The organism is Methylobacterium sp. Leaf361 (genome assembly GCF_001424445.1).
Classification (GTDB): Bacteria; Pseudomonadota; Alphaproteobacteria; order Rhizobiales; family Beijerinckiaceae; genus Methylobacterium.
The window spans coordinates 1-23400 of sequence record NZ_LMPY01000024.1; the positions used below are offsets into that span (position 1 = coordinate 1).

A 23400-nucleotide genomic window follows, 5' to 3' on the forward strand; every position below is an offset into this window, starting at 1 on the left:
AGGATCGCGTCAGGGATGCGGGGTGCTTTGCGTCGTGCCATCGGGAACCTCCTTCGGGTCCACTATGGCCGCCCCCACACGAAATTCCTGACAGTCCCGCTGTTCGGAAAGCGCCCCTTCCACGAGTGGTTCGACCTTCGGCAACCTTCTGTTAACTATACCGGGCGAGGTAGCTCCCGCGATCGGCTGGGGGGCTGAGCGCCGGAAGAGCAGCGCCCAAATCCCGGGTGCGGCCTCGTTGGTGCAGTCGCAATAAGCCCGCACCTGGAACACCAGGGCGGGCTTCTATCGTCATGTCACGGGACGGACCCCACCCATCTCAGGTGAGCGCCTGTGGATGCAGCGACGGCGTGCCGGTGTAGGTGTCCAACTTTAGCGGACAGCCCCCATGCGATTTCCGATGGGACATCGACCGACGGACATCAGGCCTGCTGTAGGTGCCAAGGATCATCACCCGGCCGTGACAGGCGGGGCAGCGCTTCAGAGCGGCAGAGTAGGAAACCGCGGCTTCGTTCAAGCTGACGGCTTGCCATAACCCGTCGACCTTCACCTCGCAGGTGAGCGGCTCATCCACCGGCATGCTCTACGTCGTCAGACGCTGATCTCTTCCGCGGACAGGCCACCGGCCCGCAGGTGATCAGGGATGTCGCCGTGGTCGTAGTACCCGGCCTCATGTGCCATGGCATCGAGAGCGGCGATCGGGTCGGACGCCGAGCCGGTCCAGAGAATTGCACCCGTCGCGGCCTGACGGATCTGGAACACCTTCATCATCGGACCCTCAAGCTTCGGCGTATGGTTAAGCGCCATTGCTGCCGCTCGTTCCGAGGCCGCTCGCCGATCCAGAGTGAGCAACGGTGCGCCCGATCATAGGCTGGACCGATTGGCATTCCGGACAGGCGGCTGCTCTATAGGGCGGTGCCCAACTGAATTTTGAATGCAATTGTGGGCCACTTCACCGCTCGGCGCGTTGCCAAGCATGGCCATTGACGATCGATCTGCCCGCACCATCGCGACGCTGAAAGAGCTCGCCCGCGAGCTCAACGTCCCGGTTGAGGCGTTCCTCCGAGCCCCCACGGAAGGCGAAGCAGGAGACCTGCTGACCCTCGTGCGCCTGTGGTCAGCGATACCGGACACACAGGGGCGACGCCGGGTCCTCAGCGTAGCGCGTCAGGAAGCGGAGCGATCCGAGAGCAAGGAGCGCGCCTGATCCGTCCCAATCCATGTTGGGCAACCCCGCTTCTGGTCGCATGGTCTGGCTGCGCCGATCTGCTCACGGCTGACGAGCTCGCGTTGCCGCGTATGTGATAGGGTTGACGGACCCAGTCGTCGGTATGCCCTCTGGACGTATTCCATGACCGAGCGGGGGCGACCGCAACAGTTCGAACGTGGTCAGCCTCTCGAGACTCTCGCTGGCACGATCGAGCGTGTCACTTTCCACAGCCCGGAGACAGGCTTCTGCGTGCTGAAGGTCCAGGCGCGCGGCAAGCGCGACCTCGTGCCTGTGATAGGCCACGCACCCGCGATCAGCGCCGGCGAGTGGATCACCGCCACCGGCATCTGGCACACGGACCGCCAGCACGGCCTGCAGTTCAAGGCTGACACCCTCAAGGTCACGCCGCCCACGGGAATTGAGGGAATCGAGAAGTACCTCTCTTCCGGCCACATGCGCGGCATCGGCCCCGCTATGGCCAAGCGCATCGTGGCGGCCTTCGGGGAAGGCACCTTCGAGATCATTGAGGCCGAGCCCGCCCGCCTGATCGAGGTCGGCGGCATCGGGCCGAAGCGCGCCGCCCGCATCGTCGCCGGCTGGGCCGAGCAGAAGGCCGTGCGCGAGATCATGCTGTTCCTGCACGCCCACGGCGTCGGGACGGCCAGGGCAGTGCGGATCTTCAAGACCTACGGCCACGAGGCGATCGCGGTCATGACCGAGGATCCGTACCGGCTGGCCAAGGACATCCGCGGCATCGGCTTCAAGACCGCCGACGCCATCGCGATGAAGCTCGGCCTAACCAAGGAGGCGCCCCAGCGCCTGCGGGCCGGGATCTCCTTCGCGCTGCAGACCGCCACCGATGCTGGCCACTGCGCCCTGCCGGTGGCGGATCTCGTCGCGCTGGCGGTCGACCTCCTCGGAGTGGAGGCGCCGCTGATCCGCACGGCGCTCCTCGACGTGCTGGAGACCGACGAGGTCGTGCAGGACATCATCGGCGACAAGGCCTGCATCTTCCTCACCGGCCTGCACGCCGCCGAGCGCGCCATCGCCGAGCGGCTCCGGCGCCGGGCGGCGGGCAGCCTGCCCTGGCCGGAGATCGATCTCGCCCGGGCCCTGCCCTGGGTGGCGGAGAAGACCGGCAAGACGCTCTCGCCGTCGCAGGAGGCGGCCGTGCGGCTCGTGCTCGGCGCCAAGCTCGCGGTGGTGACCGGCGGGCCGGGCGTGGGCAAGACCTCGACCCTCGACACGATCCTGCGGGTCCTGCGGGCCAAGGGGGTCCGGGTGCTGCTCGCCGCCCCGACCGGCCGGGCCGCCAAGCGGATGAGCGAGCAGACGGGGCTGGAGGCCAAGACCCTCCACCGCCTGCTGGAGATCGATCCCAAGCACGGCGGCTTCTCGCGCAACGAGGAGAACCCCCTCCCCTGCGACCTGCTGGTGATCGACGAGACCTCGATGGTCGACGTGCCGCTGATGAACGCGCTGACCAAGGCGGTCCCGGAGCACGCGGGCCTGCTGCTGGTCGGCGACGTCGATCAGCTGCCCTCGGTCGGGCCCGGCCAGGTGCTGGCCGACGTGATCGCCTCCGGCGCGGTGCCGGTGGCGCGGCTCACCGAGGTGTTCCGGCAGGCGGCCGAGAGCCGGATCGTGGTCAACGCCCACCGGATCAATGCCGGGAAAATGCCCGAGCCGGCCCCGCGCGGCGCCGAGAGCGACTTCCACGTCATCGAGATCGACGCGCCCGAGCCGGCGGTGCAGACGCTGATCGAGGTGGTGACGCGTCGGATTTCAGCTCGGTACGGCCTCGATCCGGTCCGGGACGTACAGGTGCTCACCCCGATGCAGCGCGGCGTGCTGGGCGCGCGCAACCTCAACCACGAACTCCAGGCGGTGCTGAACCCGAACCCAGCGGTATCGGTGGAGCGGTTCGGCTGGCGCTTCTCCCCCGGCGACCGGGTGATGGAGAGCCAGAACGACTACGATCGGGAGGTGTTCAACGGGGACCTTGGCACCGTGGCGCGCATTGATGAGGACGAGGGCGCCGTGATCGTCGAGTTCGAGGGACGGGAGGTGATCTATCCCTACGGCGAACTCGACACACTGGTGCCGGCCTACGCCACGACCATCCACAAATCGCAGGGCTCGGAGTACCCCGCAGTGGTGATCCCTCTGGCGATGCAGCACTGGACGATGCTGGCGCGCAACCTCCTCTACACGGGCGTGACCCGCGGCAAGCGCCTAGTGGTGCTCCTCGGGCAGCGGAAGGCAGTGGCCGTCGCGGTCCGCGGTGGCACGATGAAGCCTCGCTGGACGAAGCTGCGGGAGTGGCTGGCGCAGCGCCTCTGACGCTTACGGCGATCGAACCAGAGCCCCAGCCCCAGCCCAGAGTGGTCCTGCCTCAGAACATCATGCTGCACAGTGGGACCATAGGTGCGGGCGTCGCAGCGCTTCCACGCCCGCCCTTCGAAAGGGGGCGAGCGCCGGGGCGGGCGTGGACGGCCAGTCGAAGCTGGCACCGTGATCTTCCGGCAGCTGTGGTCCTTCTGGAAGTCAGCCAATGGGCTGATCCTGTCGAATGGGGCTCGCGCATCCAGTGCCAGCTAGTAAGCTGCCGTGAGGAAGGCCAGTTCAGGACCGACCGCACGCGGATCTCACTCGTAAGGTCGTCGCGGTCGGATGCAGAGCAGCCAGACGACTAGCGCGAAGGCTGCACCGCTCGCAGCGGAACAGAGGATGAGGTTCAGTTCGAACCGTGGCGCGGTCCCGAACACGATGAGGCCTGCCAGGACACCCGGCAGGACACCAATGGCCGTGGCCGCCAGCGCACCCGCATCGAGCTTGCGTGCGGCCAAGTTCGTCACGGGCAACGTGATCAGCAGCGTTGGGCTGATTAGGACGGCACCCCACATCCCGAGGAGACCGGTCACCACCGGGGCTGTCCAGAGGGCCTCGAATGCCCGGCTCCAAGTCGTGCCCGCGATTACCGCTAGGCCTCCCGTCCGCAGATCGTCGATTGTCCGCCGTCAGCACTCCTGAGACAAATTGAGGGTCTTCACGAACGGAGGATGGCTGGTTCATCGTAGCCCCCAGGAGCGAAGATGAAACAGACGTCCGGGCCGGCGCGGAAGCCGGCAGAAGCCGTGATCAAGGACATCCGCCGCGCCACGCGCCGGCAGTTCTCGGCCGAGGAAAAGATCCGCATCGTGCTGGAAGGGCTGCGCGGTGAGGACAGCATCGCCGAGCTGTGCCGGCGCGAAGGCATCGCCAGCTCGATGTACTATGGCTGGTCCAAGGAGTTCCTGGAGGCCGGCAAGAAGCGGCTGGCCGGCGACACGGCCCGTGCCGCGACCGCCGACGAGGTCCAGGACCTGCGTCGCGAGGCGGGTGCGCTGAAGGAGGTCGTAGCCGATCTCGTCCTGGAAAACCGCCTGCTGAAAAAAAGTATGACCGGGGCTGGGGGCGACGAGGCATGAGGTACCCGGCCTCTGAGAAGCTGGAGATCATCCGGCTGGTCGAGCAATCCCATCTGCCGGTGCGCGCCACCCTGGACAAGCTCGGCGTCACCCGGGCGACGTTCTACCGGTGGTACGACGCTTTCCAGCGTGGCGGCCTCGAGCCATTGGCGGATCGCCCGTCCCGACCCAGCCGGGTCTGGAACCTGTTGCCCGCCGAGGTTCGCGATCAGATCGTCGCTCTCGCACTGGAGGAGCCAGAGCTCAGCCCACGCGAGTTGGCGGTGCGCTTCACCGACGAGCGGCGCTACTTCGTCTCGGAGGCGACCGTCTACCGCCTGCTCAAGGCCCAGGACCTGATCACCAGCCCGGCCTACATCGTGATCAAAGCCGCCAACGAGTTCCGGGACAAGACCACCGCACCCAACCAACTCTGGCAGACGGACTTCACCTATCTGAAGGTGATCGGCTGGGGTTGGTACTACCTCTCGACCGTGCTGGACGACTTCTCGCGCTTCATCGTGGCGTGGAAGCTGTGCGCGACGATGCAGGTCGGCGACGTCACCGCCACGCTCGACCTCGCGCTGGCGGCGGCCGGGCTCGATCATGTGCAGGTGGCGCATCGGCCGCGGCTGCTCTCCGACAATGGATCAAGCTACGTCGCGGGTGATCTGGCCGACTGGCTCGGCAGCCAGGGCATGACCCATATCCGCGGCGCGCCCCGCCATCCTCAAACGCAGGGCAAGATCGAGCGCTGGCACCAGACGCTCAAGAACCGCATCCTGCTCGAACACGCCTACCTGCCCGGCGAACTGGAGGCGCAGGTTGCCGCCTTCGTCGAGCATTACAACCAGGCTCGGGCTCACGAGAGCTTGGGCAACCTCACTCCCGCCGACGTCTACTTCGGCCGCGGCGAGGCCATCCTGCAGGAGCGGGCGCGGATCAAGCGCCAGACCCTCATCGATCGCCGCTTGCGCCACCACGCGCAGGCTGCCTAACCTCTCAACCCAGAAGGACCAGAGCCTCCGTTCCTGAGCGCCCCAAGTCGTCTCAAATCATCTGACGACGGACAAAACGGCACGAAGAACCACACTTCGGCGACGTTTCGTGAGCTTACGCATGCGGGGGGGCAGCACCCACTTCGGGAGCGAGTTTCACGGCGCTGCCGCCCCCCTTCGCCAGTCTCAGGTCGTGTAGTTACCCGCGAAGACCGCATGCTCGCCCGGCCTACGGGTGACCGTGCCTATGGCCGGCGGCCTCAAGGATGAGGTCCGCTACGGCCTGCGGCTGCGAGATCAGGGACAGGTGGCTCGCCTTGAGCTCCACGGTCCTCGCGTTCATCCGCTTGGCCATGAACCGTTCGAGCTCCGGGTCGATGGTCCGGTCCTCGGTCGACACCGCGTAGAAGCTCGGCTTCGACCGCCATGCCGCCTGGGTGGTCTTCCCCGCCAGCAACGCCTTGTGGAACGGTTGCTGGACCGCGAACAGCACCCGGGCCTTGTCCGCCGGCAGGTCGCCCGCGAAATCCTTCAGGAAGGCCGCCTCGCCCAGGCGCCCCTCGTCGCCGTCAAACACGATGCCGGCCGAGGCGGGTGGCGTCGGGTAGGTCTTGGCCAGCGCCGTGTAGTCCTCGCCGGCGTCCGGCGCCCGGGCCGCGACGTAGACCAGCGCGGACACCTTAGGGTCGACGCCGGCCTCGGTCACGATCATGCCGGAGAACGAGTGGCCGACCAGAACCGTCGTCCCCTCCTGGCGCGCCAGGACGCGCTTCGCGGAGGCGACCGCGTCCTCGAAGGTGGTCAAAGGGTTCTGCACCGAGGTGACGTTCAGGCCCGCCGCCTGCAGCTTCGGGATCACCTCGGACCAGCACGACCCATCGGCGAAGAGGCCGTGGACGAGCACGACGTTGCGCGCCCGCGGCAGGTCCTGCGCGACCGCCGTTCCCGGGAGCAGTGCCGCCGCGGCGCCCGCCGCGAGCGCGCGGCTTAGGTCTCGTCTGGTCATCATGGGTGCATGTCTCCGTCCGGGGTCCGGGAGCCGCGGGGCTCACGGCTGTTCGAAGGTCAACGTGCAAGCGTTACGGCCGAGAGCCGGGCGCAGGCGTCCAACAGCGCCTCCTGGGTGGCCTCGTCCCGCGTGTCCGGGTGCGGATCGCGCAAGGCCTCGTGGTAGAAGTACCGGCCGGTGGATCGGGCGAGCGGGTCGTCGCTGGTGGCGAGCCACGCCTGCGTGACGGGCGCGGCGGCCAGGTCGTCCGGCGCACCCGGGCCGCCCATCCGGGTCGGCACCCAACCCGGCTCCAGGGCGTTCGACAGCACGTCCGGCCATCTCCGGGCGATCCCGAAGGCCAGCAGCACGTCGAGGAACTTGCTCTCGGCGTAGGCCTGCGCCCCGTTCCAGCGCCGCCTCTCCCACTGCAGGTCGTCCATGTCCGGCCGTCCACCCGGATGCATGCCGGAACTGAGGTAGACGAGCCGGCCCGGGCGTTCGATCAAGGCGGTCAGGAGATAGGGCGCGAGCACGTTGACCGCGAACAGGTGGGACAGCCCGTCCTCGGTCACTGTCCGGCGGGGCTCGCGGTAGCCGATCCCGACGTTGTGGATCACGGCGTCGAAGCGGCCCATCCCGTTCGCCTGCTCCGCCACGGCGCGCATCCCGGCGAGGGTGACAACGTCCCCGACCACCACGCCCTGAGCCTCTGGAAGCGCCCGGCGCGCGGCCTCCGCGCGATGCTCGTCCCGGGCGTGGAGGGTCACCCCGTGCCCGTCCCGGGCGAGCAGCTGCCCCGCCATGAGGCCGAGACCGTCCGACGAACCGGTGATCAGGATGCGGGCCATGTCGAAATCTCTCCGGCGTCCGTCGGCGACCTTACCAAGGCAGGGTCGTGTTGAACCGGTCGAGATAGCGCAGGCCCGGCCTGCCCCGGTTGGCATCGACGGTGTCGACGACATGCGGGATGCTCTCCTCGACCGACAGCGCGGCGTCGCTGCCACCCATCTCGGTCCTGACCCATCCGGGCGCCAGCAGCAGCAACGCCCGGGGATCGCCCGGATGGCGGGTGGCATAGCCCTTCATCAGCATGTTCAGGGCGGCCTTGCTGGCCGCGTAGCCCTGCCACGCGGGGTTGTCGTTCTGCGCGATGCTGCCGAGCTCCGAGCTCATCACCGCCACGACGCCGTCGGCGGCCACCAAGCCTTCCAGGATCTCAATGGCCCGCACCGGAGCGAGTGCGTTGGTCCGCATCATGTCCACGAAGTCGTCTTCGGGAAGCGTCGCGGGTGTCGCCTCGATGGAGCGGGCGATGCCGGCGTTGATGAACAGGACGTCGATGCGCCGCCCGTCGAGCCGCCCGCGAAGGGCCTCGATGCTATCGGGATCGAGGATGTCCGCCGTCTCGACCTCAAGCCGACCGGGATGCTCGCTTCTCAGCGCCTCCAACTGCTTCGACGGGGTTCGGACCGTCCCCACGACGTGCCAGCCACGAACGCACCACTCCGCCGCCAGGGCCAGACCCAAGCCGCGCGAGGCGCCGACCACCAAAACCGTCCGATGCTGTCCCATCTCCGCCTTTCCCATGCGTTCGCCTCGTCGAGCGTGATCATGCGCCCTCGACGCTTGGGATTGCAGCGCCGATCTGTCACAACATTCCGGACCTGAGATCCGGAATGGCCATGCCCTACGATGGACGGCTGCTGGCCGGCGTGACGGTGTTGATGGCGGTCGTCGAGGCGGGCTCCATCACCCGGGCCGCGGAGGCGTTGTCGTTGACCCCGTCCGGGGTCGGCAGGGCCGTGCAGCGCCTGGAGACGCGGATCGGGGTGCGCCTGCTGGACCGCACCACCCGCTCCCTCCGGCTCACCGACGAGGGACGCCGCTTCTGGGAACGGGTCGGGCCGCTGCTCGACGGGATCTCCGAGGCCGCCGTCGAGGCGGCGGGTACGGCACAGCGCGTCCGCGGCCGGCTGCGGGTCAACGTCGATCCGTTCGTCTCGCGTCTCGTGCTCGCGGACCGCCTCGCCGGCTTCCTGTCCACGCACCGCGAACTCAGGCTCGAACTCGTCATGCGCGACCATGTCGGCGACCTCGTCGCGGACGGCTTCGACATGGCCCTGCGGTTCGGGGACCCGCCGACCGACAGCTTCACGGTCCGCAAGCTGCTGGACACGCGCATCCTGACGGTCGCCTCCCCGGCATACCTGGCCGACCACGGGCGGCCCAGGCATCCCTCGGACCTCCGGGACCATGAGTGCATCGACTACCGGGACCCGACCACGGGCAGGCCGTTCGCCTGGGAGTTCCGGCGCGGCCCCGAGGTCGTCCCGGTCGCCGTATCGTCGCGGCTGATGGTGTCCGACGTCGACACCATGCTCCACGCCTGCGTCGCCGGCGTGGGGATCGCGCAGGTGATGGCGCTGGGCAGCGCGGGCTTGAGACGCTCCGGCGAGCTCGAAGAGCTCTTTCCGGACTGGCCCGACGAACGCTTCCCGCTCCACGCCATCTACCCGACGCGCCGACACCGGACCGCCAAGGTCCGGGCGTTCACCGAGTTCTGCACGGCGCTGCTCGCCGGGCACGAAGGCCCGGGCTAGACGGCCGCCTTGCCGATGGAGGCTCCGCCGTCGACGTAGAGCGTCTGCCCCGTCATGAAGGCCGCCCCGTCCGACATCAGGAACGCGATGGCGGCGGCGATCTCCTCCGGCCGGCCGAAGCGGCCCATCGGCACCCCGGAGAGGTAGCGCTTCTCGCCCTCGCTGCCCGGCGGGTTGTTGCCCCGGAACAGCTCGGTCTCGGTCGGTCCCGGCGCCACGGCGTTCACGGTGATCCCGGTCGTGGCGAGTTCGAGCGCCCAGGAGCGGGTGAAGCTGACGAGCGCCGCCTTCGCGGCCGCATAGGCCGTGCGCTCGACGCTGCCGAGCACGGTCAGGCTGGCGATGTTGACGACCCGGCCCCAGCCGCGCTGCCGCATGCCCGGCAGGATGGCCTGCACGGCCTGCACCGCCGGGTGGAGGTTGACGCGAAGGACCTCGTCGAGCGCGGGGATCTCGACCGCCCCGAGCCGCTGCGGCCGCACCAGGCCGACGTTGTTGACCACGCCGTCGAAGGCGAAGCGTCCGGTTAGGTCCGCGAGGACCGAGGTAGTGGCCTCGCCGTCGCCGAGGTCGACCGGCACGAGCGTGCCTGGGAAGCCGTCGACACCGCCGCGGGCGAGGCCGACGACGTGGTGGCCCTCACCGGCGAGACGGTGCACCAACGCCAGCCCGATGCCCTTGCTGGCACCGGTCACGAGAAAGGTACGGGACATCCTGGATCTCCTCGGGGTCGTGGGTCCGTCGACCGGGTCAGGCGGCGATGAAGGCGGAGCGGCGGAGCGCCGGCAGCATGTCCGCGGGCTCGGGGCGGCGCGTGTAGTCCGGGTTCACCTCGGCGTAGAGGATCACGCCGTCCTGCCCGACGACGAAGCGCCCGGGCATCGGCAGGGTCCAGCTCGGGTCGCCGTTGAACGCCGGCAGGTCGTTCCTCAGGCCCTTGTAGAGGTCGACGAGGTAGTCGGGCAGCGCGAAGCGCAGGCCGAACGCGGCCGCGACGTCGTTGTGCGGGTCCGACAGGATCGGGAAAGCGAGCCCGTTCTGGCGGACCGACTTCCGGCTGTTGGCCCCCGTCTGCGGCGAGACGGCGACGAGGCTCGCCCCGAGCCGCTCGAAGCTCGGCAGCGCCTCCTGGAGCGCCTGGAGCTCCATGTTGCAGTAGGGGCACCAGACGCCCCGGTAGAAGCTGATCACGAGCGGTCCGCGCGCCAGCAGGTCGGCGGACGAGACGGGCTGGCCGTCCGGGTCCCGCAGTGTGAACGCCGGGGCCCGGTCGCCGGCCTTCAGGGTGCGGGTCGCGGCACCGGAGGCGATCAGCTCCGCGGTGGCCCGGTGCATCGTCGCGATAACCGACGGGGGCACGTTGTAGGGGGGCTTGCCGGCCTCGAAGTCGGCCTTGAACGCGTCGAGCTTGGATTGCAGGGTCATGGTGTAGCTCCCGGAAACATCACCGCGACTGCACGGCGGGGATATCCGGATTGATGCCCCCTCCCCGATGGACAGGGCAGGCAGCCCAGGGCGATAACGCTCATTCCAGGGAGGAATGGCGTGGACCGGTACCAGGCGATGGCGACCTTCGTGCGGGTCGTGGAATCGGGCTCGTTCTCGGGGGCCGCCCGGCTCCTGAACGTCGGCCAGCCCGCCGTCTCGAAGACGGTCGCGCAGCTTGAAGACAGGCTGCAGGTCAGCCTGCTCGTGCGCTCGACCCATGGCCTGAGCCCCACCGAGGCGGGCCTGCGCTTCTACGAGCGGGCCCGGGCGGCCATCGCCGAGGCCGACGAGGCCGAGCTCGCCGCCCGGGGCGCGGGCGCCGGGCTCTCGGGGCGGCTGCGGGTCTCGGCGGCGACGACCTTCGCGCGGCTCCACTTGGTGCCGCTGCTGCCGCGCTTCCTCGCCGAGCACCCCGACCTCGACATCGAGATCGTCCTCGACGACCGGGTGATCGACCTCGTCGGCGAGGGGATCGACCTGTCCTTGCGCATGGGGACCCTGCCGGACTCGGCCGCCGTCGCCCGCAAGCTCGCCACCGGGGGCCGTTCGGTGCTCGCCACGCCCGCCTATCTCGACCGCGCGGGCGAGCCGCGCAGTCCCGCGGACCTCGCCGGCCACGAGGCGGTGGTCTACAGCCGGCAGCCCGATGCCTGGTCCTTCACCCGGGACGGCGCCGAGGTCTCGGTCGCGGTCCACGGCCGCGTTCGTGTCAGCGCGGCCGAGGGCCTGAGGGCGGCCGTGCTGGCCGATATCGGGCTCACCATCGCCTCGGACTGGATGTTCGCCCCGGAACTCGCGAGCGGCGCGGTCCGGCGGTTGCTGCAACCCTGGGCCTTGCCCGAGATCGATCTCTGGGCGGTCTTCCCCACCGGCCGCATGGCCAGCGCCAAGGCGCGCCGCTTCGCCGACTTCGTCCAGGCGGCCATGGCCGGGACACGGGAGGCCCATTCCGCGGCGGCATAAGCCTTATCGCCACGCGCCGTCGTCCGTCGCGGGACCGATCCGGCTACCTCGTCCCCATGCCGACCGAACGGGGCCGGCCACCACGAGGACAGCACCGATGGCCCGTTTCGACAACTACCGCGACGCCTTCCCCAACGCCCGCCTGACCCGCAAGCCGAACGGCGTGCTGGAGGTCATGCTCCACACCGAGGGCGGCAAGCTCGTCTTCAATGGCCACACCCACGAGCAGTTCGTCGACCTGTTCCACGCCATCGGCGAGGACCGCGACAACCGGGCGGTGATCCTGACCGGGGCGGGCGACGCGTTCATGGACGCGATCAGCCCCGANGTTCGTCGACCTGTTCCACGCCATCGGCGAGGACCGCGACAACCGGGCGGTGATCCTGACCGGGGCGGGCGACGCGTTCATGGACGCGATCAGCCCCGAGGGCTTCGATTTCTTCACGCCGCAGGGCTACGACAAGATCCTGCGGGAGGGCCGCAAGGTGCTCGGCAACATCCTCGACATCGAGGTGCCGATGATCGCCGCGCTGAACGGCCCGGTCCTGCTGCATAGCGAGTACGCGCTGCTCACCGACATCGTGCTCGCGACGCCCGAGACGGTGTTCCAGGACAAGCCGCACTTCGAGTTCGGCATCGTGCCCGGCGACGGAGTTCACATCCTGTGGCCCGAGGTGATCGGCTCGATCCGCGGGCGGTACTTCCTGCTGACGCGGCAGGTGCTGGACGCCCGGACCGCCCAGGACTGGGGCGTGGTCAACGAGATCGTGCCGCGGGACCGGCTGCTGGCCCGGGCGCACGAGATCGCGGACGGCATCGCCTCCCTGCCGCCGCTCACCGGCCACTACACCCGGATCGCGCTGACGCAGCGCCTGCGCCGGCTAGTCGAGGAGGGCACCGGCTACGGGCTGGCCCTGGAGGGCATCAGCGCCGCCGACGTGGCTCGGACCATGGCCGCCCAGGCCTGAGCGCACAGCCAATGCGAACCACCCCACGGCGTGCCGGGCCCGCGAGGATGGCCCGGCGCGCCGGAGGCTCAGAAGTAGGCCCGGATCTCCCGGGCGATGTCGTCCACGTTCGTTTCCAGTGCGAAGTGGCCGGTGTCGAGGAAGCGCACCCGTGCGTTCGGGATGTCGCGCTTGAACGCTTCGGCTCCGGGCGGGATGAAGAACGGGTCGTTGCGGCCCCAAATCGCGAGGAGCTTCGGGCGGCGCTCGCGGAAGAAGGCCTGGACCAGCGGGTAGCGTTCCAAGTTGCGCTTGTAGTCGAGCTTGAGCGCGACTTGGCGGTCGGCGTTGCCGGGCCGGGCCAGGATGGCGGCGTCGAGCGTGTATGCCTCGGGCTCGATGACGGACGGGTCGGGGACGCCATGGACGTACGGCGCCTTGACCCCGTCGAGGGTCATGCGGGCGCGGATGGCCTCCACGGCGGCCTCGTTCGGCTTCGCCCAGTAGGCCCGGAGCGGTGCCCAGGCCGCCTCGCCGAGACCCTCAAGGTAGGCGTTGCCGTTCTGGGACACGATGCCAGCGATGCGGTCGGGATGGGCGAGGGCCAGGTCCCATCCCACCGGAGCCCCGTAGTCGAAGGTGTAGAGGAGGTAGCGTCGGAGGCCGAGGGCGTCGACGAAGGCCTCGATTGTTCGCGACAGCGACGTGAAGTCGTAGACGTAGCCGCGGTCGTCCGGGACAACCGTGAAGCCGAACGACGGCAGGTCCGGCGCGATCAGGCGGAACCGGTCCGCAAGGGTCGGCATGAGATGGCGGAAGTAAAAGGACGAATTCGCGAAGCCGTGCAGCAGCAGGAACACCGGGGCGTCGGCCCGGCCGGCCTCGCGATAGAAGACGTCCACGCCGTCGGCCCGGACCGTGCCGTGGCGGACCTCTGCGAGCCCGGCGGGCCGCGTTTCCGCCGCGTCGGCGCCGACCTGGCCTAGGCCGGCCGCCATGACGCTGCCAGCGAGAATGCTCCGCCGCGTCGCCCGGGCAGGCCCCTCTTGGAATGCCGTGTCCTGTCTCATTGCTCCACTCGCATCCATGCGGGCCGGGGAACGTCCGGATGGCTCGCCTCGCGACCGCGGATGTTGCGCATGGCGGGGAGAGGTGTACGCGCCGTCGCCGCGATCCCCCGACCGTGCCGCGGCTTCCAGGCTCGGGACCGGACAGTGGGATCACAATGAACTCTCCTTACGGATTCCGAGAGGTGGGTGGCCCGGCCTCCCTGATGTGGCCGGCCTCTCCTCACCCGGCGGACGGTCGTCCCAAGCCGACGGGTGCGCCGGCGTTCAGGCGGGTTGGACGGCGCCGCTCAGGGACGCGCGGATGCGGGGCGTCGCGAAATCGAGGAACGCCCGAAGCTTCAGCGGCAGGCGTCCGTGCCCGACATGGACGACGCTGACCGGGACGGGGTCGAGCTCGAACGACCGCAGCACGAGGACTTGGCGCCCGGCGGAAACGAGGGGTGCCGCCTGGTATGACAGGACCTGCGTGAGCCCGACGCCGGCCGCCGCCGCGTCGAGCGCCGCCTCGGCCGTGTTGACCTGGAGGCGGGAGCGCACCCGGACCACCTGCACTGCCTTCCTGTCGGGCGTGGCGAAGCGCCAGGCCGGGCCGGCGGCTAGGTCGCTGAAGGTCACGCACGGGATGTCGGCGAGGTCCGACAGGGTTCGGGGCGTCCCGTGGGCGGCGAGGAAGTCGGGACTGCCGCAGACCACGCGCGTGACCGTGCCAAGCCGCGCCGTCACCAGGTCGCTGTCCGGCAGGTGCGAGATGCGGACCGCCAGGTCCACGTGATCCTCCACGAGGTCCAGGGCTCTGTCGGTGAGGACGAGGCGCACGGTGATGTCGGGGAACCGGGACAGGAACGCCGAGACCACCGGCAGGACGTGCAGCCGCCCGAAGACCAGCGGGGCCGTCATCGTCAGTTCACCGCGGGGCTCGGTGTACTCGCCCTTCACCGCCCGCTCGGTCTCTTCGACCTCGTTAAGCAGGCGTCGGCACGCCTCTACGTAGGCGGCCCCCGCGTCGGTCGGGGTGAGCTTGCGGGTGGTGCGCACGAGGAGCCTTGCGCCGAGGTGGGCTTCCAGGTCCGCGATCTTGCGGCTCACGCTGGGCAGGGGGATGCCGAGCTTGCGTCCGGCGGCCGACAGACTCCCGGCCTCCACGGCGGCGACCAGCAGGGTCATGGCCTCCAGCCGGTCCATTTCATCCTCTCGTTTTCGGCAACGGTCACTCTCGGATAAGCCTGATTATACCGAAAATCGCAAGGCGGTATCCATGCCTCACCGACGGCGTGCGGCACGGGCCGCATTGCCGGCACAGGAGGACAAGCGATGACCCAGACCGCCTACCGCACCGTCGACGTCGACGGCCTCAACGTCTTCTACCGGGAAGCGGGAGACCCGGCGAAGCCGGCGCTCCTGCTGCTGCACGGCTTCCCCTCGTCCGGCCACATGTTCCGCGACCTGATCCCGCTGCTGGCCGACCGCTTCCACCTCNGACCCGGCGAAGCCGGCGCTCCTGCTGCTGCACGGCTTCCCCTCGTCCGGCCACATGTTCCGCGACCTGATCCCGCTGCTGGCCGACCGCTTCCACCTCGTCGCCCCCGACCTGCCGGGCTTCGGCCTGTCGGAGATCAAGCCGCGCGACGCCTTCGCCTACACCTTCGACGCGCTGGCGAAGGTCGTCGGGCGCTTCACCGAGGTCATCGGGCTGAAGACCTACGGTCTCTACGTCTTCGACTACGGTGCCCCCACCGGCTTCCGGGTCGCCATGGCGCATCCGGAGCGGGTGACCGCCATCGTCTCGCAGAACGGAAACGCCTACGAGGAAGGGCTGAGCGAAGGTTGGAACCCGATCCAGCGTTACTGGCGCGACCGGAGCGACGCCAATAGGCAGGCGCTGCGCGAACTTCTGACGCCCGCCTCGATCCGCTGGCAGTACGAGCACGGCGTGCCGGACACGTCGTTGGTCTCGCCGGACGGCAGCGCCCTCGACGCGTGGTACATCCAGCGTCCGGGGGGCGACGAGATCCAGCTTGACCTGTTCGGCGACTACGCCAGCAACGTGGCGCTCTATCCGGAATTCCAGGCCTACTTCCGCACGCATCGGCCGCGGCTGCTGGCGATCTGGGGCCGGAACGACCCATTCTTCCTGCCGGCCGGCGCGGAGGCGTTCCGCCGCGACATCCCGGACGCCCAGGTCCGCTTCCTCGACACGGGGCACTTCGCCCTGGAGACGCATGCCGGCGAGATCGCCGGGGCCATCGCGGGCTTTCTGCGATCCTGAGCCCCGGTCCGCGCTCCTGCACTGCGGATGACCGCCGTTCACGGTTGCCCGACAGGCGGCGGTCCATCAGCAGGAGCGTCATTGGGCGGTGGCGGGGGCAGATGCGAGGCAGCACCCGGCCGAGGCTCGGCGGGGTGGGCAGGCCGAGATCCTCGGTCGGCTGGGGTGCTTCGTCGTTCCTGTCCTTGTCGTCGCCCATCCAGATGACAAACTTCGCTAGCTCGGGAGCAAGCCCATTCGGCGGTAGCTCTCGATCAACTCGTCGAACAGTTTCACATCCGCTCGGCTGCGGGCGATGATCTGCGCCCCGGCGACGGCGGCATAGATGGCGCGGGCCCTCGACTCACCCTCGGCCGGCGAGGCGAGTTCGGCGGCGACCAAATGCTCGCGGAGCCAAGCGGTGTTCACGTCGGCGAACGCTTGGACCTCCTTCAGCACCGGCTCAGGCAACTCGTCACGTTCCGTCGCCATGAAGCTGCTCAGGCACATCCGATTGTCGCGCTCCAGGGATAGCCGGAAGATGCTCGGGTACCGCTGCAACGCCTCGGCCGGGTTTCGGGCATTCGTCGAGATGGCTTCGAGATCGCGGGCGATGTCTTCCCAGTAGCGCTGGGCGACCGCCTCGCCGAGGTGGGCCTTGGTGGCGAAGTGGTAGGTGATGCTGGCCGCCTTGATGCCGACGATCTCCGCGAGGTCGCGGAAGTTGAGGCCGCCGTAGCCATAGGCCATCGCCGCCTCCCTGGCGGCCAAGAGGATGGCCTCCCTCACGTTCCCCTTCGATGTCGCTGCCATGTCCAACCTCCGTCTGTCATATGACAGACAGGGGTCGACGGCACAAGATCCTCGCCATAGCTTGATACCTGTCATCTGACAGACAGGCAGCCAGGAAAGCGAGACGACGATGGCCGACAAGCTCAAGCTCTTCACCTCCCCCTCGGCGTTCCCGAACCCGCAGCGCCTGCGGATCTTCATGCACGAGAAGGGCATCGCCGACCGCTTCGACGAGACGGTCTACGACATGTCGCCGGTGGGCGAGCAGCGGGGCTGGCGGCACCTGAAGATGAACCCGTGGGGCGAGACGCCGACCCTCGCGCTCGCGGATGGCTCCTACCTCAGCGAGACCTCCGCCATCGCCCGCTACCTCGACGACACGTTCGAGGGCCGCAAGATCATGGGGGCGACGGCGCACGAGCGCGGTCTCGATCAGATGTGGGACAACCGCGTGTGGGTTCACGTCCTCTATCCCATCGTCACCGCCTTCCACGTCCTGCACCAGGGATTGGGCCCGAAGCTCGAACTGACCAGCAACCCGGCCTAGGGCGAGCATTCCCGCAAGGTGGCGCTGGCGCATGCCGGTCTCGTGGACCGGCATCTCGCGGACGGGCGCGATTGGCTGCTGGGTGGCGATCAGCCGACGTTCTCCGACATCACGTTGGCGACGGCGATTGCGTTCTCCAAGTTCCCCGTCAACGCCACCCCGCTCGACGAGCGGTTCGAACATCTCGATGCCTTCTGGCGGCGCTGGCAGGCTCGGCCGGCCTTCGTCGCCGCGTATGCCGACCGTAGCAGCGGTGTGCCGGAGATCGACAATCGCACGTGAGCGTTCCGCGGTCGGGCTGGCAACCGCCCGACCGCACTACCGCTCGGACCGACTTCGAGTGGCGCTCTGCGATGGCTGCTTCGGGGATGCGACAGCGAAGGTCCCTACGACCGGCTCGGGCGGAAGCCGCTGGTCCGCTGACCGGGAAGCATGCGTGGAAGCGGACGTCGCCGCTGCGCCGGCTTGCCAGCGCCCTCCGACGGTCAGAGCGTCCGCTTCTCGGCCATAGCTACCGCCAGGAGTCCGCCGCGCGTCAGTCGCTAGCCGGGCTCAAACCGGCGAGCAGGGGAGCGTGGGCCACAAGCCTGCGGACCAGGAAATCGTTGAACAGCCGCACGCGCTTCGTCTTCCGCGCTTCCCCCTGGGTGAGGAGCCAGAGCGTCCCGTACATGTGCAGGTCGGTCCCCGGCACCCTGACAAGGAGGGGGTCGGCATCCCCGACGAAACACGGCAGCGTCGTGATCCCGAGCCCTTGCCGGACCGCCGCGATCTGGGACCCGGCATCCGTGACCCTGATCGGGACCTCGGCGACGCGAACTTCGCCCTCGCCGGCCCAGTCCGGGACCCCATGGGCGCTGATGACGATCCAGCGTATGGGTTCGGACGCGCCTGCACTCCGCGCGGCGATGCAGTCGCGGGAGACGTAGACGCCCCCGAACAGGTCGGGCCCCTTCAGGCCGTGGAGATTGAGCGGCAGGCTCTTGCGGTCGTAGACGACCCGGATCGCGACGTCGGCTTCCCGGTTCGTCAGGTTCGCCAACTCGCCGGACGACGAGATGTCCATCTCGATGTCCGGATGCAGGCGCGCGAATTCGGCGAGGTCGGGCATAAGGAGGTGGGTCGAGAGGAACGGCGCGAGCGTCACCCGCAGGAGCCCGCGCACGCCCTGGTCCCGTCCGAAGACGCGGCCCTCCAGCAGGTTCGAGGTCGCCTCCATCCGGTCCGCGAGTTCGAGGACCTCCTCGCCCGCGCCCGTGATGCGGTAGCCTGACGGCAGCTTCTCGAACATCTGCACGCCGAGCCGTTCCTCAAGCTGGCCGACGCGCCGAAGCACGGTCGCGTGGTTCACGCCGAGGCGTTGGGCGGCCGCCCGCACCGAGCCGGCGCGCGCCACGGCCAGGAAATAGCGGACGTCGTCCCAGTCGATCATGGTGCGTCCTGTCACCGGGGGCACCCCTTCTAGGGCTCGTGTGCTGACGTCCCGGACGCCAACGCTTCGGCATCATCAAGAGCGATGTGTTGAAGAGGCTATGGTCTGCTGGTTCTAGCCGGCGCCACCCGTCTGCGCCATCCGGCTTCCGCGCCGGGTGGATCGATTTCGCACCACCCTTGTGCGCACCTTCGTACTCAACATCCGGCGGCGACGGATGCATCTCGGGGCTCTCGGGGACATCCCCAGTGTCAGGAACGGAGCACCGCAATGGCAGTCATGAAGAGGCTCGAAGGCAAGGTCGCGGTCATCACCGGCGGAAACAGCGGGATCGGATTGGCCACGGCCAAGCGCTTCATCGAGGAGGGCGCCCACGTCGTGATCACCGGGCGGCGGGAGAAGGAGTTGCAGGAGGCGGCGGCCTCGATCCGGGACAACGTCACGACGGTCGTGGGCGACGTCACCCGGCTGGAGGACCTGGACCGGCTCTACGCGGTCGTGAAGGAGAAGCACGGCCACATCGACGTGCTTTTCGCGAACGCCGGCTGGGGTGAGCTCGCACCACTCGCGGCGGCCACCGAGGCCCACTTCGACAAGACCTTCGACCTGAACGCGAAGGGGACGTTCTTCACCGTTCAGAAGTCCCTTCCCCTGTTCAGGGACGGGGGCTCGATCATCCTGACCTCCTCGGTCGCGAACGTCCGGGGAGACATGGCCTTCACGGCCTACGCCGCCGCCAAGGCGGCCGTGCGCTGCTTCGCCCGCGGCTGGACGGTGGAGCTGAAGGATCGAAGGATCCGCGTAAATTCCATGAGTCCCGGCCCCATCGAGACTCCGGCCCTGGAGAAGGTGGGCCTCACCGCCGAGCAGGTGGAGCAGGCGGTCGCCAGTTTCGCCTCGCAGGTCCCGCTCGGCCGCCGGGGCAAGCCCGAGGAGGTCGCGGCCGCCGTCCTGTTCCTCGCCTCGGACGAAAGCTCCTTCGTCACCGGCGTGGATCTCGCCGTCGACGGCGGCATGGCCCAGGTCTGACCTCGCACCGTACCGGATCGGGGTAAGCCATCATGAGCACCGAGCAGAACGTCCGGACGGTGAAGGACTTCTTCGCCGCTATGGAAAGGGGCGACGGGGAGGCGCTGCTGGCGCTGGTCGCCGAGGACATCGAGTGGATCGTCCCGGGCAAGGACTGGCCGCTGGCGGGAACGTACCGCGGGCGCGCGGGCCTGGCGCGGCTGCTGGAGACGGCGTCCGGCTCGCTGGAAACGTCGACGGAACCCCGGGAGTTCGTCGCCCAGGGCGACCGGGTGCTGGTCGTCGGCTTCGCCAGGGGGAAGGTGAAGGCCACGGACAAGCCGTTCGAGGATGATTGGGTCTTCGCCATCACGGTCCGGGACGGCAAGCTCACCCGCGTCCGGGAGTATGTCGACACCCAGGCCTTGACGCGGGCCGCCGAGACGGAGACGGCCCCGGCGCCCTCATCCACCGGGTCCTGAGCCGTAGGGCAAGCCTCACGAGGCTTGCCCCAACACAGCGCGCGCCGCGGAGCGACGTCTCGACGTCTCGACGCCGCGCGCTCGTCGCATGTCCGACCTGAAGGAGATCCCGATGTACGACCAAGCCACGCAATCCGAACTGGTCCGGTTCGCGCGCGTCGACGCGGGCGCCACGGTCATCGACGTCTACCCAGGGGGCGGTGACTGGACCCGCGTCCTCTCGGACGTCGTCGGACCCGAAGGCCGGGTCTACAGCTTCGTGCCGGCCGAGGTCGCGCACTTCAAGAACGACCCTGTCGGCCTCATGCGGACGCTGGCGGGTGAGCCGAGCCGGGAAAACGTCGACGCCGTCACCGCGGACCTCGTCGCGTTGGCGGAGGTCACGCAGCCCGCGGACGTCTTGTGGCTCCACCTGTTCTACCACGATCTCCACACCGCGCTGATCCAGGGCAAGGGCGCGACGGCGGCCGCCTTCAACGGGGCCGTCCATGACCTTCTGAGGCCGGGCGGGCGTTACGTCGTCGTCGACCACGCCGCCGCCGCCGGGTCGGGCACGAGCGACGCCCAAACCCTCCACCGGATCGATCCTGCGTTGGTCCGCGAGGAGGTCGAGGCGGCCGGCTTCGTGCTGGAAGCCGCGAGCACCTTGCTCGCAAACGAGGAGGATCCGCACTCGATCAAGGTGTTCGATCCGTCGATCAAGGGGCGGACGGATCGTTTCGCCTACCGGTTCATGAAAATCTAAATGGCTTGGCCGGTCCACCTCCCGATGTCCCGCAGGCACCTTGGGCGTGTCCGCTTCGGAGCAGATCAACAGATCTGATGAATGACTGAGCTGGGTGATCTTTTGCTGTTCCGCTTTCGGACCCGAAACCGCAGAAAGCGGACGCTCAGGGATTTGCTGATGGCCTGTTGCCTTTCGGGACAAGGCTGCACCGGTCTGGGCACTTTGGATCAGCTGGACGAGTCGCGCGGCCGGGCCGGCTTACGTCGACAGCGCGTCTACAGCGGAACGGAAGGCCTTCTGGCCGGCCTTGCCGAGCTGGCCCGCGCAGGCCGCCTGGGCTTTCTCCCAGAGGGGGTACGCCCGTGACAGGAGCGCCCGCCCTTCGTCCGTGGGAATGACGCGCCTGACACGCCGGTCATCGGCATCGGGCTGGATCGCGAGGAGCCCACGGTTCTCCAAGGGCTTAAGGTTGGCGGTGACGGTCGTCCGGTCCATCGCCAGGTTGTGCGCCAGGGTGCCTATGGTCGGTGCCTCGTCGCGGATGAGCATCATCATCAACGTGAATTGCCAGTTCGACAGTCCCGTCGGACGCAGGGCCGCGTCATAGCGGCGGCCGATGGCGCGGGCCGCCCGCTGGGCCGCGAAGCTGAAGCAGGTTTGCTCGACGGACGCGGCGATGGTCGAGGTCATTTCGGCGCCGGATGCCACGTGAAGCTCCCGAGAATAGTTGATACCAACGATATGAGGGGCATCTGCGCGACCCGCAATCCCCGAGGCCGAAAACGGACCGAGCACGAGATAAATGTTGATATCAACTCATGTGCGGCGGCGCACGGCGGCCCGCCATAAAGAGTTTATATCAACGTAATCGCAGCACGCCGAGGGGCCGGTCTGCACGGACCACGCAGCTTCCGACGCTCACTTGAGAAGGAGACCCATCATGACCGTTCGATCCGCTTTCGCCGCCGCAGCCCTCGCCACCAGCCTGGCGACCATCGCAGCTCCGGCCCTGGCCCAGCAGGCACAGACCTTCGAGGCCTGGGGACACACCTTCAACGTGCCGGGCTCGCGTCCAGGCGTCCCCTTCGCGGCGCACCGCGGCAGAAGCGCCGAGGCCAAAGCCTCCGTCTCACCCGGTCAGTCCTACGCCTCTGGCTTGGCGGGGTCTGTCACGAACGCGACCACAGTCGACCGGCAGGCTCCCCGCAGAATCAATGTCTGGGGCTCGTGGCTCGACGCCCCGAATTACTGAAGCATCTCGGCCGAAAATTACCGGTCACCGCAAGCAAGACCAATGTCATCGAAGAGTGCGTCGATGGCATTCGTCCCAATCTCGGCATTCGGCAAGTCATACGGCGACTGAACCGGGGCTCAATCCCTACGCATCCCGAAGGAATGACGTCATGAACATGCGTTCGCTCGTTCTCTCCGCCTTCGCGACCGTGATCATGGTGGGCGCGGCAACGGCGGATGACCGCATCAACGTCACGCCGCCGATCTATCGCGAGCAGGCCCGCATCACAGCGTCGGTGCATCCGGCCTCGGACTTGACCACCACGCCGTCCTTGGTACCGCCCGCCGGCGCGTCCCGGCCCGTCGTCGCCGTGGCCGGCAGCGTGGCGGACCGTTGAAGCGAAAGCCTCGGCCTCCGGTTGGCGAGGGCCCTCGAACCCGCACCGACGCGTGAATCATCGCTGAGGGCGCACCGGAAGGGAGCGGCCCGCCAAGCCTTTGTCGCGGGCTCCGGCCGCGAGCCGGTCGCGTCGTGGACTGGCCGGCCCGGGACACGTCACGACCGACGGTCCCGGATCGCGCCACGGACGCCGCGCGCGCCGCGCGTCCAGGAACCGTCGGAGCCCATCGTGTGGCCCGATGCTCCCAGGACGCGTCACGTCTCAGGTGGACGCAGCCACAAGCGCCTCCCGCAGGCGTCCGTCGAGCTCGCCCGCCACCGCATCGACGTCCTTGTCGCCGAACTGACCGAAACTGGTCTTCGGCCGGTCGTACTCGAAGACGGCGCGTCCGTCGTGGTCCTCGCTCAGGAGCACCCTGATCGGGGCGTAGAGCGCGGACGAGAGGACGTGGCGCGTCATCTCGGAGGCCGTGAGCGGGTTGCCGATGTCGTACTGGATTGCCCGGCGTTGCAGTCCGGCGACCTGCAGCAACTGGCCATGGTTTCGCGTACCGAAGATCGAGAGGGGTGCCTGCTTCCATAGAAGGTCGCGGGCCGCATCCACCTTTCCAGCAGCCAGGAGCTGAACGTAGGCATTGTCGATGAGGGGCACCGCGGCCTCCAAGGCCGCCCGCACCGCCTCGAACGGCTTCGCTGAACGGATCGTGACGTGTTCGGTCGTGACGGGAACGGACGATATCTCGGGGTTCTTCATCGGGACTCCTGCTCCTCCCTGGGAATGCCCGGCGCCGTGTGCGGCGTTACCGGCGAGCACGAGG

General features: G+C 68.6%; 27 protein-coding genes and 2 pseudogenes. 15 read left to right on the forward strand and 14 right to left on the reverse strand.

Annotated elements, in window-relative coordinates; genetic code table 11:
* Nucleotides 1-319 precede the first annotated feature (319 nt).
* Both ASG32_RS32715 and ASG32_RS18850 read right to left on the reverse strand, forming a co-directional pair.
* Entirely contained in the window at nucleotides 320-580 is a 261-nt protein-coding gene (locus ASG32_RS32715; RefSeq protein ID WP_082557950.1) for a hypothetical protein, read from the reverse strand.
* Nucleotides 581-591: 11 nt separating this feature from the next.
* On the reverse strand, nucleotides 592-771 hold the full coding sequence (locus ASG32_RS18850) for a hypothetical protein (RefSeq protein ID WP_157862016.1): 180 nt from the start codon (nucleotides 769-771) through the stop codon (nucleotides 592-594).
* Between the two features lie 205 nt (nucleotides 772-976).
* Between ASG32_RS18850 and ASG32_RS34010 the strand changes: the two genes are divergently transcribed.
* Together ASG32_RS34010 and ASG32_RS18855 are read left to right on the forward strand one after the other, a co-directional pair.
* Entirely contained in the window at nucleotides 977-1207 is a 231-nt protein-coding gene (locus ASG32_RS34010; RefSeq protein ID WP_157862017.1) for a hypothetical protein, read from the forward strand.
* 144 nt (nucleotides 1208-1351) lie between these two features.
* Nucleotides 1352-3553 (forward strand): ATP-dependent RecD-like DNA helicase, encoded by a 2202-nt coding sequence (locus tag ASG32_RS18855; RefSeq protein ID WP_056529330.1) that lies wholly within the window; start codon nucleotides 1352-1354, stop codon nucleotides 3551-3553.
* Between the two features lie 305 nt (nucleotides 3554-3858).
* Here ASG32_RS18855 and ASG32_RS18860 read toward each other — a convergent pair whose 3' ends face one another.
* On the reverse strand, nucleotides 3859-4134 hold the full coding sequence (locus tag ASG32_RS18860) for a hypothetical protein (RefSeq protein WP_157862018.1): 276 nt from the start codon (nucleotides 4132-4134) through the stop codon (nucleotides 3859-3861).
* 171 nt (nucleotides 4135-4305) lie between these two features.
* Between ASG32_RS18860 and ASG32_RS18870 the strand changes: the two genes are divergently transcribed.
* Nucleotides 4306-5657 (forward strand): IS3 family transposase gene (locus ASG32_RS18870; protein WP_244492038.1). Its coding sequence is split into 2 segments (ribosomal slippage): nucleotides 4306-4641 and nucleotides 4644-5657, totalling 1350 coding nucleotides; the frame shifts between segments, so codons are not numbered across the junction.
* A gap of 229 nt (nucleotides 5658-5886) precedes the next feature.
* On the opposite strand, the gene ASG32_RS18875 is transcribed toward ASG32_RS18870, so the two are convergent.
* From ASG32_RS18875 to ASG32_RS18885, 3 genes are read right to left on the reverse strand one after another with little or no spacing between them, the layout of a single operon-like run.
* The gene (locus ASG32_RS18875; protein WP_056529339.1) at nucleotides 5887-6666 is read right to left on the reverse strand and encodes an alpha/beta hydrolase; all 780 of its coding nucleotides are present in this window, start codon (nucleotides 6664-6666) and stop codon (nucleotides 5887-5889) included.
* A gap of 56 nt (nucleotides 6667-6722) precedes the next feature.
* Nucleotides 6723-7496 (reverse strand): SDR family NAD(P)-dependent oxidoreductase, encoded by a 774-nt coding sequence (locus ASG32_RS18880; protein ID WP_056529341.1) that lies wholly within the window; start codon nucleotides 7494-7496, stop codon nucleotides 6723-6725.
* A 31-nt stretch (nucleotides 7497-7527) separates the two neighbouring features.
* Complete coding sequence (locus ASG32_RS18885) at nucleotides 7528-8235, reverse strand: SDR family NAD(P)-dependent oxidoreductase (RefSeq protein WP_244492040.1); 708 nt, start codon at nucleotides 8233-8235, stop codon at nucleotides 7528-7530.
* Nucleotides 8236-8330: 95 nt separating this feature from the next.
* Between ASG32_RS18885 and ASG32_RS18890 the strand changes: the two genes are divergently transcribed.
* Complete coding sequence (locus ASG32_RS18890) at nucleotides 8331-9248, forward strand: LysR family transcriptional regulator (RefSeq protein WP_056529446.1); 918 nt, start codon at nucleotides 8331-8333, stop codon at nucleotides 9246-9248.
* Here ASG32_RS18890 and ASG32_RS18895 read toward each other — a convergent pair.
* Together ASG32_RS18895 and ASG32_RS18900 are read right to left on the reverse strand one after the other, a co-directional pair.
* Nucleotides 9245-9961 carry an SDR family oxidoreductase gene (locus ASG32_RS18895; RefSeq protein WP_056529345.1) on the reverse strand — a complete coding sequence of 239 codons (717 nt, stop codon included), beginning with the start codon at nucleotides 9959-9961 and terminating at the stop codon, nucleotides 9245-9247. The genes ASG32_RS18890 and ASG32_RS18895 overlap by 4 nt on opposite strands.
* A 37-nt stretch (nucleotides 9962-9998) precedes the next feature.
* Nucleotides 9999-10673, reverse strand: coding sequence for a peroxiredoxin-like family protein (locus tag ASG32_RS18900; RefSeq protein ID WP_056529348.1), 675 nt, complete (start codon nucleotides 10671-10673; stop codon nucleotides 9999-10001).
* Nucleotides 10674-10793: 120 nt separating this feature from the next.
* On the opposite strand from ASG32_RS18900, the gene ASG32_RS18905 reads away from it, so the two are divergent.
* Nucleotides 10794-11699 carry a LysR family transcriptional regulator gene (locus tag ASG32_RS18905; RefSeq protein WP_056529351.1) on the forward strand — a complete coding sequence of 302 codons (906 nt, stop codon included), beginning with the start codon at nucleotides 10794-10796 and terminating at the stop codon, nucleotides 11697-11699.
* Between the two features lie 338 nt (nucleotides 11700-12037).
* Nucleotides 12038-12667: an enoyl-CoA hydratase/isomerase family protein gene (locus tag ASG32_RS18910; RefSeq protein WP_280141591.1), complete on the forward strand. Its 630-nt coding sequence runs from the start codon at nucleotides 12038-12040 to the stop codon at nucleotides 12665-12667.
* A 68-nt stretch (nucleotides 12668-12735) separates the two neighbouring features.
* Here the strand turns inward: ASG32_RS18910 and ASG32_RS18915 are convergent, their stop codons facing one another.
* Together ASG32_RS18915 and ASG32_RS18920 are read right to left on the reverse strand one after the other, a co-directional pair.
* Nucleotides 12736-13716: an alpha/beta hydrolase gene (locus tag ASG32_RS18915; protein WP_056529355.1), complete on the reverse strand. Its 981-nt coding sequence runs from the start codon at nucleotides 13714-13716 to the stop codon at nucleotides 12736-12738.
* Nucleotides 13717-13980: 264 nt separating this feature from the next.
* Nucleotides 13981-14898: a LysR family transcriptional regulator gene (locus ASG32_RS18920; protein ID WP_056529358.1), complete on the reverse strand. Its 918-nt coding sequence runs from the start codon at nucleotides 14896-14898 to the stop codon at nucleotides 13981-13983.
* 129 nt (nucleotides 14899-15027) lie between these two features.
* Here ASG32_RS18920 and ASG32_RS35160 point away from each other — a divergent pair.
* Nucleotides 15028-15192, forward strand: a pseudogene (locus tag ASG32_RS35160) (alpha/beta hydrolase); the annotation flags it as partial.
* Between the two features lies 1 nt (nucleotide 15193).
* Nucleotides 15194-15982 (forward strand): annotated as a pseudogene (locus ASG32_RS18925) (alpha/beta hydrolase); the annotation flags it as partial.
* Between the two features lie 216 nt (nucleotides 15983-16198).
* On the opposite strand, the gene ASG32_RS18930 reads toward ASG32_RS18925, so the two are convergent.
* Nucleotides 16199-16774, reverse strand: coding sequence for a TetR/AcrR family transcriptional regulator (locus ASG32_RS18930; protein WP_056529361.1), 576 nt, complete (start codon nucleotides 16772-16774; stop codon nucleotides 16199-16201).
* A gap of 109 nt (nucleotides 16775-16883) precedes the next feature.
* Between ASG32_RS18930 and ASG32_RS35165 the strand changes: the two genes are divergently transcribed.
* Nucleotides 16884-17300: a glutathione S-transferase gene (locus ASG32_RS35165; RefSeq protein ID WP_244492041.1), complete on the forward strand. Its 417-nt coding sequence runs from the start codon at nucleotides 16884-16886 to the stop codon at nucleotides 17298-17300.
* A gap of 18 nt (nucleotides 17301-17318) precedes the next feature.
* The gene (locus ASG32_RS35170) at nucleotides 17319-17582 is read left to right on the forward strand and encodes a glutathione S-transferase C-terminal domain-containing protein (protein ID WP_244492043.1); all 264 of its coding nucleotides are present in this window, start codon (nucleotides 17319-17321) and stop codon (nucleotides 17580-17582) included.
* Between the two features lie 253 nt (nucleotides 17583-17835).
* Here the strand turns inward: ASG32_RS35170 and ASG32_RS18940 are convergent, their stop codons facing one another.
* Entirely contained in the window at nucleotides 17836-18732 is an 897-nt protein-coding gene (locus ASG32_RS18940) for a LysR family transcriptional regulator (RefSeq protein WP_056529362.1), read from the reverse strand.
* Between the two features lie 279 nt (nucleotides 18733-19011).
* Here ASG32_RS18940 and ASG32_RS18945 point away from each other — a divergent pair, with 279 nt between their 5' ends.
* The 3 genes from ASG32_RS18945 (at nucleotide 19012) to ASG32_RS18955 (ending at nucleotide 20967) form a co-directional block, all read left to right on the forward strand.
* Entirely contained in the window at nucleotides 19012-19761 is a 750-nt protein-coding gene (locus tag ASG32_RS18945; RefSeq protein ID WP_056529365.1) for a glucose 1-dehydrogenase, read from the forward strand.
* A gap of 32 nt (nucleotides 19762-19793) precedes the next feature.
* On the forward strand, nucleotides 19794-20222 hold the full coding sequence (locus tag ASG32_RS18950) for a nuclear transport factor 2 family protein (RefSeq protein ID WP_056529369.1): 429 nt from the start codon (nucleotides 19794-19796) through the stop codon (nucleotides 20220-20222).
* Nucleotides 20223-20334: 112 nt separating this feature from the next.
* Nucleotides 20335-20967, forward strand: coding sequence for a class I SAM-dependent methyltransferase (locus tag ASG32_RS18955; protein WP_056529452.1), 633 nt, complete (start codon nucleotides 20335-20337; stop codon nucleotides 20965-20967).
* A 240-nt stretch (nucleotides 20968-21207) separates the two neighbouring features.
* Here the strand turns inward: ASG32_RS18955 and ASG32_RS18960 are convergent, their stop codons facing one another.
* The gene (locus tag ASG32_RS18960) at nucleotides 21208-21657 is read right to left on the reverse strand and encodes a MarR family winged helix-turn-helix transcriptional regulator (RefSeq protein WP_244492045.1); all 450 of its coding nucleotides are present in this window, start codon (nucleotides 21655-21657) and stop codon (nucleotides 21208-21210) included.
* Nucleotides 21658-21889: 232 nt separating this feature from the next.
* On the opposite strand from ASG32_RS18960, the gene ASG32_RS34020 reads away from it, so the two are divergent.
* Both ASG32_RS34020 and ASG32_RS18965 read left to right on the forward strand, forming a co-directional pair.
* Entirely contained in the window at nucleotides 21890-22201 is a 312-nt protein-coding gene (locus ASG32_RS34020) for a hypothetical protein (protein ID WP_157862019.1), read from the forward strand.
* Nucleotides 22202-22352: 151 nt separating this feature from the next.
* A complete protein-coding gene (locus ASG32_RS18965) occupies nucleotides 22353-22580 on the forward strand; it encodes a hypothetical protein (RefSeq protein WP_056529375.1) in 228 nt (75 codons plus the stop codon).
* 264 nt (nucleotides 22581-22844) lie between these two features.
* On the opposite strand, the gene ASG32_RS18970 is transcribed toward ASG32_RS18965, so the two are convergent.
* Complete coding sequence (locus tag ASG32_RS18970) at nucleotides 22845-23336, reverse strand: DUF302 domain-containing protein (RefSeq protein ID WP_056529378.1); 492 nt, start codon at nucleotides 23334-23336, stop codon at nucleotides 22845-22847.
* Nucleotides 23337-23400: the final 64 nt, after the last annotated feature.

Bases quoted from the DNA above. Each gene is read 5' to 3' on its own strand.
- ASG32_RS32715 (WP_082557950.1), bottom strand. From the start codon at position 580: ATGCCGGTGGATGAGCCGCTCACCTGCGAGGTGAAGGTCGACGGGTTA.
- ASG32_RS18850 (WP_157862016.1), bottom strand. From the start codon at position 771: ATGATGAAGGTGTTCCAGATCCGTCAGGCCGCGACGGGTGCAATTCTC.
- ASG32_RS34010 (WP_157862017.1), top strand. From the start codon at position 977: ATGGCCATTGACGATCGATCTGCCCGCACCATCGCGACGCTGAAAGAG.
- ASG32_RS18855 (WP_056529330.1), top strand. From the start codon at position 1,352: ATGACCGAGCGGGGGCGACCGCAACAGTTCGAACGTGGTCAGCCTCTC.
- ASG32_RS18875 (WP_056529339.1), bottom strand. From the start codon at position 6,666: ATGATGACCAGACGAGACCTAAGCCGCGCGCTCGCGGCGGGCGCCGCG.
- ASG32_RS18880 (WP_056529341.1), bottom strand. From the start codon at position 7,496: ATGGCCCGCATCCTGATCACCGGTTCGTCGGACGGTCTCGGCCTCATG.
- ASG32_RS18885 (WP_244492040.1), bottom strand. From the start codon at position 8,235: ATGGGAAAGGCGGAGATGGGACAGCATCGGACGGTTTTGGTGGTCGGC.
- ASG32_RS18890 (WP_056529446.1), top strand. From the start codon at position 8,331: ATGCCCTACGATGGACGGCTGCTGGCCGGCGTGACGGTGTTGATGGCG.
- ASG32_RS18895 (WP_056529345.1), bottom strand. From the start codon at position 9,961: ATGTCCCGTACCTTTCTCGTGACCGGTGCCAGCAAGGGCATCGGGCTG.
- ASG32_RS18900 (WP_056529348.1), bottom strand. From the start codon at position 10,673: ATGACCCTGCAATCCAAGCTCGACGCGTTCAAGGCCGACTTCGAGGCC.
- ASG32_RS18915 (WP_056529355.1), bottom strand. From the start codon at position 13,716: ATGAGACAGGACACGGCATTCCAAGAGGGGCCTGCCCGGGCGACGCGG.
- ASG32_RS18920 (WP_056529358.1), bottom strand. From the start codon at position 14,898: ATGGACCGGCTGGAGGCCATGACCCTGCTGGTCGCCGCCGTGGAGGCC.
- ASG32_RS18930 (WP_056529361.1), bottom strand. From the start codon at position 16,774: ATGGCAGCGACATCGAAGGGGAACGTGAGGGAGGCCATCCTCTTGGCC.
- ASG32_RS35165 (WP_244492041.1), top strand. From the start codon at position 16,884: ATGGCCGACAAGCTCAAGCTCTTCACCTCCCCCTCGGCGTTCCCGAAC.
- ASG32_RS18940 (WP_056529362.1), bottom strand. From the start codon at position 18,732: ATGATCGACTGGGACGACGTCCGCTATTTCCTGGCCGTGGCGCGCGCC.
- ASG32_RS18945 (WP_056529365.1), top strand. From the start codon at position 19,012: ATGAAGAGGCTCGAAGGCAAGGTCGCGGTCATCACCGGCGGAAACAGC.
- ASG32_RS18950 (WP_056529369.1), top strand. From the start codon at position 19,794: ATGAGCACCGAGCAGAACGTCCGGACGGTGAAGGACTTCTTCGCCGCT.
- ASG32_RS18955 (WP_056529452.1), top strand. From the start codon at position 20,335: ATGTACGACCAAGCCACGCAATCCGAACTGGTCCGGTTCGCGCGCGTC.
- ASG32_RS34020 (WP_157862019.1), top strand. From the start codon at position 21,890: ATGACCGTTCGATCCGCTTTCGCCGCCGCAGCCCTCGCCACCAGCCTG.
- ASG32_RS18965 (WP_056529375.1), top strand. From the start codon at position 22,353: ATGAACATGCGTTCGCTCGTTCTCTCCGCCTTCGCGACCGTGATCATG.
- ASG32_RS18970 (WP_056529378.1), bottom strand. From the start codon at position 23,336: ATGAAGAACCCCGAGATATCGTCCGTTCCCGTCACGACCGAACACGTC.